The sequence below is a fragment of the Tenacibaculum aiptasiae genome (assembly GCF_965221665.1).
In the GTDB taxonomy this organism is placed as follows: Bacteria; Bacteroidota; Bacteroidia; order Flavobacteriales; family Flavobacteriaceae; genus Polaribacter; species Polaribacter aiptasiae.
This window is the reverse complement of sequence record NZ_CBDCSN010000002.1, coordinates 1,894,882-1,907,300: the sequence shown is the minus strand read 5'-3', so window position 1 is coordinate 1,907,300 and position 12,419 is coordinate 1,894,882. Positions and strand designations below refer to the sequence as shown.

Below are 12,419 nucleotides of genomic sequence, written 5' to 3'. Positions count from 1 at the left end.
CCAATAGATAATTAAAATATTTCGTAATTACATGAGACAACTTAAGATTACAAAACAGGTTACCAATAGAGAAACCGCATCTTTAGATAAATATTTACAGGAAATAGGAAAGGTAGATTTAATTACTGCCGATGAAGAAGTTGAATTAGCACAAAGAATCAAAGCTGGTGACCAAAGAGCCTTAGAAAAACTAACTAAAGCTAACTTACGTTTTGTAGTTTCTGTAGCAAAACAATATCAAAACCAAGGATTAACTTTACCTGATTTAATTAATGAAGGTAATTTAGGTTTAATTAAAGCTGCTAAACGTTTCGATGAAACTCGTGGTTTTAAATTTATCTCTTATGCTGTTTGGTGGATTCGTCAATCTATATTACAAGCTTTAGCTGAACAATCTCGTATTGTACGTTTACCTTTAAACAAAATTGGTTCTATTAATAAAATCAATAAAATGTATGCTTTCTTAGAGCAAGAAAATGAAAGACCTCCAAGTCCTGAAGAGATTGCTAAAAAATTAGACATGACTGTTAACGACGTAAAAGAGTCTATGAAAAACTCTGGACGTCACGTATCTATGGATGCTCCATTAATTGAAGGTGAAGATTCTAATTTATATGATGTATTAAACTCAGGTGAATCTCCAAACCCAGATAGAACTTTATTACACGAATCTTTACGTATTGAAATTAACCGTGCCTTAGAAACATTAACTCCTCGTGAAGCTGATGTTGTTAAATTATACTTTGGTTTAGGTGAGCACCAACCAATGACTTTAGAAGAAATTGGTGAAACTTTCGATTTAACTCGTGAGCGTGTAAGACAAATTAAAGAAAAAGCCATTCGTAGATTAAAGCATACATCTCGAAGCAAAATCTTAATGACTTACTTAGGTTAAAAACTAACAGCTATAGTTATATAACTATATGTTTTATATGATAAAAAACTCTCGATTACTCGAGAGTTTTCTTTTTTATTCACTTTATAGTTTTAACTATATTTGCCACTCACAACAACACAACAAAATACAATGGAAAAACTAGTAGCTCCTTCAATTTTAGCAGCTGATTTTGGAAATCTACAACGAGATGTAGAAATGGTTAACAATAGTAAAGCCGATTGGTTTCATATTGATATTATGGACGGAGTATTTGTTCCTAATATTTCTTTTGGAATGCCTGTTTTAAAAGCAATATCTAAGCACGCAAATAAAACTATTGATGTACACTTAATGATTGTAGATCCTGATAGGTACATTAATACTTTTGCAGAATTAGGAGCAGATATTTTAACAGTACACTACGAAGCTTGTACACATTTACACAGAACAATACAAGCAATTAAAGCTGCAGGAATGAAAGCTGGAGTTGCTTTAAACCCACATACTCCTATAGCTGTTTTAGAAGACATCATTGAAGATTTAGACTTGGTGTGTATTATGAGTGTTAATCCTGGTTTTGGTGGGCAATCTTTTATAGAAAACACTTACAAAAAAGTTTCTCAATTAAAACACTTAATAGAGTTTACAAGTTCTAAATGTAAAATTGAAATTGACGGAGGCGTAAGTGATCAAAATGCAAATAAACTTATTGAAGCTGGAGCTGATGTTTTAGTTGCAGGTAGTTTTGTTTTTAAAAGTGATAACCCTACTGAAACAATTTCAAATTTAAAAGATATTATTAATTAAGTTAAATAAACTCTTTAAAATATATAAAGGCAATTTTATTAACTAAAATTGCCTTTAATTTTTCCTACTAAAACCTTAAATAAATAGTAGATTTTATCTGTTCTTAAGTTTGATCTCCACAAAAAGGCTTGTTCATACAAACATAACCATCAGGAAGAGGATCACATGTTAAACACATAACATAAATCCAACCACCTTTGATAGATTTCTGTTCTGATTTATTTAAAACTGAACCTAAGTTTGATAAATTTTTTAACATAATAAAGTATTTTATTTTCTCAAAAATAGATTATAATAAATAAGCTCAAGCAAAAAAATCCGTAATATAAGTAAGGATATTCCTTACTTTTAAAATTGCTCTAACAAATAGTAAATCAAGTCTGTAGTAGTAACAATACCTACCAATTTACCTTCATCAACTACTGGTAAAGCATGAAATTCTTTTTTAGATAAAATTTCTGCTACTTCTTTAATTGTTGTTGATGAGCTAACCGTCACTAAATTTTTAGCCATTACTTGATCAATAGTAAACATGTTATATACCACTGTATCAACATCTGTTTCATCATCATTTATTGCATCTGCAAAACTAATTCTTAATAAATCAGTATAACTTAACATTCCTTTTATTTCCGAACCACTTACTACTGGAATATGTCTTATACGTTCTCTTTTAAATAATTCTTCTGCACGTAATAAATCATCTGTACTACTCAATGTAATTACATTTTTACTCATAATTACTGATACTGGCGTTCTTTTTTTCATTTTTATATGATTTTATTATTTATTTCTATATCAAATTTCAGAAATAAATCCTTCAGAAAAACTGATTAAAATCATATCGTTTTATTTTATTTCTTTGTAAATTATCCCTTGAAAACAAAGACAAAATTGATACTAGATTTAAAAAAACATTACGGATACATATTTGAAGATGAATTAATTAATGAAATCTCAAATTTAGCCGTTTACAAAGAATTTGAAGCCAATACTATTATTATTGATGTTGATAGCTATATGGTTTCTATTCCCTTAATAATTAGTGGTGCCATTAAGATATTAAGAGAAGATAAGGACGGTGATGAACTTGTTCTATATTATATAGAAAAAGGTGATACATGTGCTATGACGCTTTCTTGCTGTATGGGAGAAACAAAAAGTAAAATTAAAGCTGTAGCTGAAACGGACATTAAACTACTAATGATTCCAAAAAACAAAATGTCTGAATGGCTTAGTAAATACAAAAGTTGGCAAGAATATATATTACAGAGTTATCATTCTCGACTTAATGAGTTTATTGAAGCTGTTGACTCTATTGCTTTTTTAAACATGCATGATCGCCTGTATAAGTATCTAAAAGATAAAGCAATGGTTACTAATAATGTTGTTATTTCAGCTACACATCAACAAATAGCCAATGATTTACATACTTCGAGAGTTGTTATTTCTCGTTTATTAAAAGCTCTTGAAAAGCAAGAAAAAATAGAATTACATCGTAATCAAATAAAAGTATTAGAATTATAATTTGTTTGATTTATAGTTCAACATTACTTCAATTTTCTTATACAACACCGGAAATTTCTTTTGTAAATCTTCTGGTGTTTCGAAGAAATGCTCCATAATTACCGACACAAATTCTAATTTATTTGTAAAAGCATAATCTCTAAAGTAATTAGATTTTTTTATCTGTTCTATATTACTCTTATCATTCATAAAGCTCACTATCTCTACAAATACCTTATAAAATATTTTTGCACTTACATCTTTCGATTTACTTCCATGAAAAGTTAATGCATGTGTAAATTCATGAATTCCTAAGTTTAAATTATCATTTACAATAATTTCTCCCAATAAAAAATCTTCCCATGAAAAAGCTATTGTTTTAAATCGAGGGTTGAATTCTCCCTTATGGTATTGTTTTGTTGATAGTGAATAAAAACTTTTAGGATAGATTATAATCTTATCAAAAGTTGTGGTTATATATCTTCTCATACCAAAAGTCAATTTTACATAAGAAGAAGCTATCAAAACTTTAATCTCTGGTGTTAACTCTACATCTCCTCTTTCTATAAAATCATACTCTCTAAAAAAATGTACCAACCTATGCTCAAAATATTCTTTTTCCTTATTATTAAGTCTAGCATAAAAAGACACATTTTCTACTAAAAAATCTTTCTTTTTCTTCGGAAGTTTCTTCTTTACTAAATAGAAGTGTACAAAAATTGGCTTATTAAAAACAGTAACATAGATTCTTTCAAAAATATTTATTCCTACTCCTAAAAAACTTATTAAAACTCCGGTATACTTTATAACTGAAAAATATTTCATAACACTAAAATAAAATCCTCTTATGTAACAAATGTTACATAATTTAAAATACTTGTTTTATACTTTTATTGCTCACTCAAAAAAGAGTGCACCCCTTTTTCTTTTTCCCTAAAAAAAGCAGTAGAACAACTTCTACTGCTTTTTATTTTGTGACCCAGAGAGGATTCGAACCTCTAACCGTCAGAGCCGAAATCTGATATTCTATCCAGTTGAACTACTGGGCCCATTTAGTTACCCTAAATTTTTACGGACTATTGTAGAAATTATTTTTCCATCAGCTTGTCCAGCTAATTGTTTTGAAACAATTCCCATTACTTTACCCATATCTTTCATTCCTTCAGCTCCGACTTTTTCTATGGTTTCTTTTACAACTTTCTCTATCTCTTCTTCCGAAAGTGCTTCAGGTAAAAACTGTTCTAATACTGCTGCTTCAGCTAATTCCGGTTCAGCTAAATCCTTTCTACCTTGCTCTGAAAAAACAGCAGCACTATCTTTTCGTTGTTTTACTTGTTTTTGTATAATTTTTAATTCTTCAGCTTCTGAAAGATCACCAGCTCCTGATTCAGTTTTAGCTAACATAAAAGCAGATTTTAAAGCTCTTAAAGCTGTTAAAGCTACTGTATCTTTAGATTTCATAGCTTCTTTCATTTTATCCATTACTTGTTTTTGCAAACTCATAGTTATTATTTTTAGTATTAAAAAATTCCCGAAAAAATCGGGAATTTAAAAATATATTTTATTATTTAATTAATCTACGTTATCGTGTAAAAATGAATTATTGGTACGAGATAAATCGTTGTTATCAGTATTCAATGCTGTATCTGACTTACTGATATCTGAACCAGAATCAATATCTACGCCCAATCTTTTGTATGCAGGTTGTTTTTCAATATCATCGATATTTTTACTAACCTGATCATTGAACTTATAATTAAAACCTTTCATCTTCTCACGTCTCTCCTGTGCTCTCTTTTGTAATTCAGAAATTGTTAAACTCAATGGAGAAACCTCTTCACTTGTTGTTTCTATTTCATTAACTTTTTCCTGAACTTTACTCGTAACTTCAAATTGTAATTCCTCTTCTACTTCTTCTTTTATAATAGGAGTTGAGCTTTTTCCTATTGTTGGTTGTACATCAAAATCATCTAAAACATAACGTTTCTCTACTTGATGTGTTTGTGGTTTCACATTCTCAGCAACTACATCAATGTTTTCGATTTCTTTTGTAGTTTCAACTAAACGAGTATTAGGCGTAACTTCTTCATACGAATTTAAAGGCAAATCGAATAATAAATCTTGTTGAATTGGTTGTTGCTTTACCTCTTTCTTCTCAACTTTTTGCTCTGTTATATTCGTAATGATAAAATCATCCTCAGAAACTGATTCCAAAGCAATTTCATCATACACTACATCGATATTTTTAATTACATCGGTTGTAGGAATTAAGTTAAACTTTGGTGTTTTTTCTTCTTCTTCCTCTAAAACATGTACTACCTTTTCATTTTTAGGCTTAACAGTTAAAGGCTCATCTATACTAGGAGCTGTTTCTATTTTCTTTTCTCCAAAACTATAAGTTGCTTTTTGTTCATCTTCTAAAGTATGAACAATTTTCTTTACCTCAGTATTTGTTATTGTTCCTTGCTGATCTGCCGTAAAACCAGTAGCTACAATAGTAACCGCTATACCATCTTCTAAAGCTTCGTCTTCTCCAATACCCATAATGATATTAGCATCGTAACCTGCTTCAGTTTGAATATAATCGTTAATTTCTCCTATCTCATCTAAAGTTACTTCATTTGCTCCAGAAACTATTAACAACAATACATTCTTAGCACCAGTAATTTTATTGTCGTTTAATAATGGTGAATCTAAAGCTTTTACAATTGCATTTTTAGCACGATTAGCTCCTGCTTCTTTTGCCGATCCCATAATTGCGGTACCACTATTTGACAATACTGTTTTAGCATCATGTAAATCGATATTTTGCTTATAGTGATGCGTAATTACCTCTGCAATACCTTTTGCAGCCGTTGCTAAAACCTCATCTGCTTTAGAAAAACCTGCTTTGAAACCTAAATTACCGTAAACCTCACGTAATTTATTGTTATTAATTACAATTAATGAATCAACATTTTCACGCAATTCATCAATTCCTTTTTGAGCTTGTTTTGAGCGCATTCTTCCTTCAAACTGAAATGGCATTGTAACGATTCCTACCGTTAAAATATCCATATCCTTTGCTATTTTAGCAATAATAGGAGCCGCTCCAGTTCCAGTACCACCTCCCATACCAGCAGTTATAAAAACCATCTTAGTATGTGTACTTAACATTTGCTGAATTTCTTGTATACTCTCAGCTGCTGCTTGTGCTCCAACCTCAGGATTTGCCCCTGCACCTAACCCTGAAGTTAAGTGAGCTCCTAACTGAACTTTATTAGGAATTGGACTATTCTCTAGTGCTTGTGCATCAGTATTACAAATTACGAAATCTACTCCGTGAATTTGTTTACTATACATGTGGTTTACTGCATTACTTCCTCCCCCACCAACACCAATTACTTTAATGGCATTCGATTGTGTTTTCGGCATGTCGAATGAAATGTTATTGAATTCTGTGCTCATAATAACTTTTCTTTTATTAATTCATATTCATTTTACGCTCCTCTTTAGGGGATAAATAGGAGTAATTTTTATTATTTATTTTAACTTGTCTATTCTGCGTTATCTAAAAACTCTTTGAATCTTTCAGTAAATTTTTCAAAAAACGACTTAGACTTTTCTTTTGTTCTTTGCTCTACCTCTTGTTGTAAAACTTCTTTCTCTTCAATCTCCTCTGGCTCTATTTCTTCAATTGGTTCTTCAACAATTTCCTCTACTTCACAAGACTCTTCTTTCTGTAAACCTTCCATTAACAAACCAACGGCTGTTGCATATGACGGACTTGACAATACTTCATCAGAATCTCCTGCTAAATGTTCATTTGGATAACCAATACGAACATCCATTCCTGTAATATATTCAACTAATTGTCGTAAATGTTTTAACTGAGAACCACCTCCTGTTAAAACTATTCCTGCAATTAGCTTTCCTTTTTGAGTTTCATGCCCATAATTCTTTATTTCTAAATATACATGCTCTATAATTTCTTGTACTCTTGCATGTATTATTTTAGATAAATTTTTAAGGGTTATCTCTTTTGGCTCTCTTCCTCTTAAACCTGGAATTGAAACAATCTCTGTTTCTTTATTTTCTCCTGGCCAAGCTGAACCAAACTTTATTTTTAATAACTCAGCTTGTTTTTCAATAATTGAACAACCTTCTTTTATATCTTCGGTTATAACATTACCTCCAAAAGGAATTACTGCCGTATGACGAATAATCCCATCTTTAAATATTGCTAAATCAGTTGTTCCACCACCTATATCAATTAAAGCTACTCCTGCTTCTTTTTCTTCTTGACTTAACACGGCTGATGCTGACGCTAACGGCTCTAATGTTATATCTGATAAATTCAACCCAGCACTTTTTACACAACGACCAATATTTCTAATTGAAGAAACTTGCCCTACTACAACGTGAAAATTTGCTTCTAGTCTTCCTCCATACATTCCTATAGGCTCCTTGATTTCTGGTTGACTATCTACTTTGAATTCCTGAGGTAATACATGAATTATCTCTTCTCCAGGAAGCATTACTAATTTATGTACTTGCTCAACCAAGTTTTCAATATCACCTTGATCAATTACTTCATCCGATTTTTCACGAGTTATGTAATCACTATGATGCAAACTTCTAATATGTTGCCCTGCAATACCTACTACAACATTTTCTATCTGTTGACCAGAAACACTCTGGGCTTCATCAACAGCTTGTTGTATTGATTGAATTGTTTGTGTTATATTATTAACCACACCTCGTTTTACACCTAAACTTTTGGCTTTACCTATACCTAAAACCTCTAATTTACCATACTCGTTTTTACGACCAATCATGGCAACAATTTTGGTAGTACCAATATCTAGACCAACTGCAATTTTATTGTTTTCCATCTTGATTTTGTTTTGTGCACACAACTTGGTTGTGGTATTTTACATTTATTATCTTATACTTTTTTATCGTTTTATCAACTAAGGCTTTGTTATAAAAAGCCATTAATTTTTTAAACTTTATATCTACATCTTCCAATTTTCCAAAAAGAATCTTATAATCACCGCTACGCACAGTAAACACATATTCTTTTTGAGCGTTTTTTTGAATTGCAATGATTTCTTTTGAAAAAAAATCGTTACTTTCAATCGCTTTTATTAACGCTATTAATTCTTTGATATCCTCAGACTCCCTTACCCCTGAAACTAACGGTACTCTAGCCGAAAAATTGGTTGACATTGGTATTTTAACACCAAACTTATCAACATAAAAGGACTTACCTTTATCAACAATTCGAGCTATTGGTTTTCGCTGTTTTATTACAGTTTTCAACACCCCATCGACTGTTAAAAAAACGGTTGCTTTTTCAACATACGGGTTCGCCAAAACATTAGTCTCTAGAAAATGTAAATCTACCACTCTTTTCGGTTGGTTTTTAACAAATTCTTTATTTTGTATTAACAATTTATCAACTATACTGTGCGTCAAAAAGTTATTGTCTCCCGCTTCAAATTCAACCACTGTATTTTTCACCTTTTTACTACCATTTTTACCCGTGGTAAACCCATACAAAAAGCCAAAAAACATCAGCAAGAGGAAAAAAGATAAATATGTTATTACTTTTTTCATATTTGATTTGTGTATTTTTTCTCTAAACTTTCTTTCACTTTATCAACCAATAATCCGATATCTCCAGCACCCAACATTGCTATTATTTTTGACTCAGATTTCAATATTTCGTCACTCAGTTTTTCTTTAGAAATAAGCTTTTTATTTTTCAAGCTCATTTTATCTAATAACCATGACGATGTTACTCCTTCAATTGGTAGTTCTCTGGCTGGGTATATATCTAACAACAACACTTCATCAAATTTAGAAAGCGCTTCTGCAAAATCATCTGCAAAATCTTTTGTTCTACTGAATAAATGTGGTTGAAAAACTGCCAATACTTTATCTTTTGGATACATTTCTCTTACCGAATGCTCCACTGCTTTTATTTCTGTTGGATGGTGTGCATAGTCATCTATTAAAACTAAATTTTCAGTTTTTATTTTATATGAAAACCTTCGCTGCACCCCTTTAAATGTCTTTAACTGTTCTTTTATCTTTTCTAAAGACACCCCATAAACATCTGCCATCGCTAAAGCTGCTAAAGCATTCATCATATTATGTTTCCCTGGCAAATGAAATTCAATATTTTTTATTTCTGATGTTGGTGTTTGCACATCAAAAACATATTTTCCTTCTGCTACTTTAACATTATATGCTTTATAATCTGCTTCTTCATTTACTCCATATGTAAGTCCTTTCAAAGGAATTCCCTTAGCCACTATTAAAGTATCCGATACTTTGTTTGAAAAATCTCTAAACGATTGTTGCAACGCTTCACTCTCACCGTAAATATCTAAATGATCTGCATCCATTGAGGTTACACAAGCTATATTTGGAGACAATTTTAAAAACGATCTATCAAACTCATCTGCTTCTACCACCGAAACTTTATCCTCTCCTAAAATAAGATTTGAGTTATAATTCTCTGCTATACCACCTAAAAAAGAAGTTGCCTTTTCTGGCTGCATAATATGTCCCAAAATAGAAGATGTAGTTGTTTTTCCATGAGTTCCTGCCACTCCTAAACAAAAGGTGTTTCTTGTAATTTCTCCTAAAATTTCTGCTCTTTTTAAGATTACAAATCCATTATTTTTAAAATAATTTAATTCCTCATGGTCTTTTGGAATTGCTGGCGTATAAACAACCAATGTTTTTTCTTTCTCTAAAAAAGAAAGGGGTATATTTTTAATTGAATCTTCAAAATGAATTTCAACACCAATCTCTTCTAATTTCTTAGTTATTGGACTTGGTGTTTTATCATAACCACATACTTTTTTCCCGTTCATAGAAAAATAACGCGCAATAGCACTCATTCCTATTCCTCCTACACCTATAAAATAAACGTTATGTATCGTTTTTAAATTCACTAAATAATTAATTTTTCTATTTCGTTAACTATATCACTTGTTGCATTTGGCAATGCTAACTCATTTATATTTTCACTTAAGCTTTGTTGCTTTCCTTCATCTTTTAGTAAAGTTTCTAACACTATTGGAAATGTATCTAGCTCTTTTTCTTTTACTAAAATTGCACCATGTTTATCTGCTATCGATTTTGCATTTTTAGTTTGATGATCTTCTGCTACATTAGGAGAAGGTATAAATATTGTTGGCTTCCCTACAATACATAATTCTGAAACTGAACTTGCTCCTGCTCTTGAAACAATAAAATCTGCCGCTGCATAGGCCAAATCCATTCTATTTAAAAATTGATGCACTTGTACATTCTCTAGCTCATTATATTTTTGATATTCTTCAAAATACAACCTCCCACATTGCCAAATCAATTGTACCTTTTGCTCTTTAAAGAATTCTAAATTAGCCTCTATTAACTGATTTATTTTTCTTGCTCCTAAACTTCCTCCTAACACTAAGATTGTTTTCTTTTTTGAATCTAACTCAAAAAACTCCTTACCCTCTTCATCCTTTGTGTGTATAAAGAGTAAATCTTGACGTACTGGATTTCCTGTTTTTATTATTTTTTCTTCAGGAAAAAAACGCTCTAAATTCTCATATGCCACACATATTTTTCCTGCTTTTTTACTTAACAATTTATTCGTTATCCCTGGATACGAATTTTGTTCTTGTATTAATGTTGGAATTCCTTTCTTGTTAGCTACCATTAATGTTGGTCCGCTTGCAAAACCTCCCGTTCCTATAGCAACATCTGGCTTAAACTTTCGAATAATTCTATGAGCTTTCCACAAACTACTTAGCAACTTAAATGGAAACAATAAATTTTTAGCTGTTAATTTTCTTTGAATTCCAGATATCCACAAGCCTTCTATATCATATCCTGCTTGCGGTACTTTTTCCATTTCCATTTTATCTTTTGCCCCCACAAATAAAATATTAGCCCCTGGATAACGAACTTTTATTTCATTCGCTATGGCTATTGCTGGATATATATGACCTCCAGTTCCTCCTCCGCTTATTATGATGTTAATCGATTGTTTCATGTAAAATATCTAAAGGATTATCATCTAAAATTGTTTCTTCTGTTTCATTCTTTGAAGCACTCACACTCAATATCATTCCCAAAGCAAAACACGTCATCCAAATAGAGGTTCCCCCACTACTTATTAACGGAAGTGTTTGACCTGTTACTGGTAAAATATTTACAGCTACCGCCATATTTATCATTGCTTGAAAAACTATTGGAACACCTACTCCTATTACCATTAGTGTTGCAAAAATTGTTGTTGCTTTCTTTGCTGTTATCAAAATTCTAAACAACAACAAAAAGTATATAAACACTACAATTACAGCACCAATCAAACCATACTCCTCTACAATTATAGCGTAAATAAAATCTGATGATGACTGTGGTAAGAAATTCTTCTGAACGCTTTTTCCCGGACCTCTTCCAACTACACCACCTGTAGCTATCGCAATTTTAGCTTTTTCAACCTGATAATCCTCTTTTCCATCAGATTTTGAAAAATTTTCTATCCTGCTTTGCCAAGTATTAACACGATTTGGCATTGCATCTGGAAATGCCTTTGCTACTAGTATAAAAAACAACAAAGCAAAAAGCCCCATACTTAGTATGTAGCCTATAAATTTTAATGGATACCCTCCAATATAACTTAACAACAAAATCATTGTAAAAACTATTGCTGTTGTTGAGAAGTTTGCTGGTAACACAAGCACTAAAACTATACCTACAGGCAACCAAAGCTTTATTAAACTTTCTTTAAATACTATTACTTTTTCTTTATTTTTAGCCAAATACCTTGCTACATATACCATTAAAACTAAGCCTGCCAAGGTAGATGTTTGAAAACCAATACCCACAAACGGAATCCGAATCCATCTACTTGCATTAGCACCTCCAATAATTGTTCCCTGAGCCAAGGTTACTATCAGAAGTAACACCACTACAGGAAGCATTAGAATAGAACCTCCACTAAAATATCTATACGGTACTTTATGAACGCCATAAATTATTGCAAAACCAGTAATTAATAAAACGATATGCTTTACTAAGTGCCCTAAAGTAGAACCATTACCTACTACGTATACTAAGTTAGTACTTGCACTATAAATTGGCATAAATGAGAATATAGCCAACATAGCAACAATTGCCCATATAGCTCTATCACCTTTAATATGTTGAAAGATGGTTTTCATCAATCAGTTTTAGT

At 31.3% G+C, this 12,419-nt stretch carries 13 protein-coding genes and 1 tRNA gene; 3 read left to right on the top strand and 11 right to left on the bottom strand.

The genetic code is table 11. From position 1 onward, the window contains the following. The first annotated feature begins 31 nt into the window (after window positions 1-31). Together ACOQN8_RS09150 and rpe are read left to right on the top strand one after the other, a co-directional pair. Window positions 32-895 (top strand): sigma-70 family RNA polymerase sigma factor, encoded by an 864-nt coding sequence (locus ACOQN8_RS09150; protein WP_058884193.1) that lies wholly within the window; start codon window positions 32-34, stop codon window positions 893-895. A 132-nt stretch (window positions 896-1,027) separates the two neighbouring features. After that, a complete protein-coding gene (gene rpe / locus ACOQN8_RS09145; RefSeq protein WP_150900999.1) occupies window positions 1,028-1,684 on the top strand; it encodes a ribulose-phosphate 3-epimerase in 657 nt (218 codons plus the stop codon). A gap of 103 nt (window positions 1,685-1,787) precedes the next feature. Here rpe and ACOQN8_RS09140 read toward each other — a convergent pair whose 3' ends face one another. Both ACOQN8_RS09140 and ACOQN8_RS09135 read right to left on the bottom strand, forming a co-directional pair. After that, window positions 1,788-1,943 carry a hypothetical protein gene (locus ACOQN8_RS09140; RefSeq protein WP_235274976.1) on the bottom strand — a complete coding sequence of 52 codons (156 nt, stop codon included), beginning with the start codon at window positions 1,941-1,943 and terminating at the stop codon, window positions 1,788-1,790. A gap of 89 nt (window positions 1,944-2,032) precedes the next feature. Beyond that, window positions 2,033-2,452, bottom strand: coding sequence for a CBS domain-containing protein (locus ACOQN8_RS09135; RefSeq protein WP_150901000.1), 420 nt, complete (start codon window positions 2,450-2,452; stop codon window positions 2,033-2,035). A 126-nt stretch (window positions 2,453-2,578) separates the two neighbouring features. Here ACOQN8_RS09135 and ACOQN8_RS09130 point away from each other — a divergent pair, with 126 nt between their 5' ends. Then, the gene (locus ACOQN8_RS09130; RefSeq protein WP_150901001.1) at window positions 2,579-3,211 is read left to right on the top strand and encodes a Crp/Fnr family transcriptional regulator; all 633 of its coding nucleotides are present in this window, start codon (window positions 2,579-2,581) and stop codon (window positions 3,209-3,211) included. Here the strand turns inward: ACOQN8_RS09130 and ACOQN8_RS09125 are convergent. The 9 genes from ACOQN8_RS09125 to ACOQN8_RS09085 form a co-directional block, all read right to left on the bottom strand. Beyond that, window positions 3,206-4,015, bottom strand: coding sequence for a zinc-dependent peptidase (locus ACOQN8_RS09125; protein ID WP_420552444.1), 810 nt, complete (start codon window positions 4,013-4,015; stop codon window positions 3,206-3,208). The genes ACOQN8_RS09130 and ACOQN8_RS09125 overlap by 6 nt on opposite strands. 150 nt (window positions 4,016-4,165) lie before the next feature. Then, a tRNA-Arg gene (locus tag ACOQN8_RS09120) sits at window positions 4,166-4,239 on the bottom strand. 7 nt (window positions 4,240-4,246) lie between these two features. After that, on the bottom strand, window positions 4,247-4,693 hold the full coding sequence (locus ACOQN8_RS09115) for a GatB/YqeY domain-containing protein (protein ID WP_420552443.1): 447 nt from the start codon (window positions 4,691-4,693) through the stop codon (window positions 4,247-4,249). A gap of 69 nt (window positions 4,694-4,762) precedes the next feature. Further along, entirely contained in the window at window positions 4,763-6,637 is a 1,875-nt protein-coding gene (gene ftsZ / locus ACOQN8_RS09110) for a cell division protein FtsZ (RefSeq protein ID WP_420552442.1), read from the bottom strand. A gap of 89 nt (window positions 6,638-6,726) precedes the next feature. Beyond that, window positions 6,727-8,064: a cell division protein FtsA gene (gene ftsA / locus ACOQN8_RS09105; RefSeq protein ID WP_420552441.1), complete on the bottom strand. Its 1,338-nt coding sequence runs from the start codon at window positions 8,062-8,064 to the stop codon at window positions 6,727-6,729. Beyond that, window positions 8,051-8,791 carry a cell division protein FtsQ/DivIB gene (locus ACOQN8_RS09100; protein ID WP_235274982.1) on the bottom strand — a complete coding sequence of 247 codons (741 nt, stop codon included), beginning with the start codon at window positions 8,789-8,791 and terminating at the stop codon, window positions 8,051-8,053. Before ACOQN8_RS09100 ends, ftsA begins: the two co-directional genes overlap by 14 nt. After that, window positions 8,788-10,140, bottom strand: coding sequence for a UDP-N-acetylmuramate--L-alanine ligase (gene murC / locus ACOQN8_RS09095; protein WP_420552440.1), 1,353 nt, complete (start codon window positions 10,138-10,140; stop codon window positions 8,788-8,790). The genes ACOQN8_RS09100 and murC overlap by 4 nt, the downstream gene beginning before the upstream one ends. Continuing rightward, window positions 10,140-11,231 carry an undecaprenyldiphospho-muramoylpentapeptide beta-N-acetylglucosaminyltransferase gene (gene murG, locus ACOQN8_RS09090; protein ID WP_150901008.1) on the bottom strand — a complete coding sequence of 364 codons (1,092 nt, stop codon included), beginning with the start codon at window positions 11,229-11,231 and terminating at the stop codon, window positions 10,140-10,142. The genes murC and murG overlap by 1 nt, the downstream gene beginning before the upstream one ends. Continuing rightward, window positions 11,215-12,405: an FtsW/RodA/SpoVE family cell cycle protein gene (locus ACOQN8_RS09085; protein WP_272151163.1), complete on the bottom strand. Its 1,191-nt coding sequence runs from the start codon at window positions 12,403-12,405 to the stop codon at window positions 11,215-11,217. The genes murG and ACOQN8_RS09085 overlap by 17 nt, the downstream gene beginning before the upstream one ends. Between the last annotated feature and the right edge of the window lie 14 nt (window positions 12,406-12,419).

Bases quoted from the DNA above. Each gene is read 5' to 3' on its own strand.
- ACOQN8_RS09140 (WP_235274976.1), bottom strand. From the start codon at position 1,943: ATGTTAAAAAATTTATCAAACTTAGGTTCAGTTTTAAATAAATCAGAA.
- rpe (WP_150900999.1), top strand. From the start codon at position 1,028: ATGGAAAAACTAGTAGCTCCTTCAATTTTAGCAGCTGATTTTGGAAAT.
- ACOQN8_RS09085 (WP_272151163.1), bottom strand. From the start codon at position 12,405: ATGAAAACCATCTTTCAACATATTAAAGGTGATAGAGCTATATGGGCA.
- ftsA (WP_420552441.1), bottom strand. From the start codon at position 8,064: ATGGAAAACAATAAAATTGCAGTTGGTCTAGATATTGGTACTACCAAA.
- murG (WP_150901008.1), bottom strand. From the start codon at position 11,231: ATGAAACAATCGATTAACATCATAATAAGCGGAGGAGGAACTGGAGGT.
- ACOQN8_RS09125 (WP_420552444.1), bottom strand. From the start codon at position 4,015: ATGAAATATTTTTCAGTTATAAAGTATACCGGAGTTTTAATAAGTTTT.
- ACOQN8_RS09115 (WP_420552443.1), bottom strand. From the start codon at position 4,693: ATGAGTTTGCAAAAACAAGTAATGGATAAAATGAAAGAAGCTATGAAA.
- ACOQN8_RS09135 (WP_150901000.1), bottom strand. From the start codon at position 2,452: ATGAAAAAAAGAACGCCAGTATCAGTAATTATGAGTAAAAATGTAATT.
- ACOQN8_RS09100 (WP_235274982.1), bottom strand. From the start codon at position 8,791: ATGAAAAAAGTAATAACATATTTATCTTTTTTCCTCTTGCTGATGTTT.
- ACOQN8_RS09150 (WP_058884193.1), top strand. From the start codon at position 32: ATGAGACAACTTAAGATTACAAAACAGGTTACCAATAGAGAAACCGCA.
- ftsZ (WP_420552442.1), bottom strand. From the start codon at position 6,637: ATGAGCACAGAATTCAATAACATTTCATTCGACATGCCGAAAACACAA.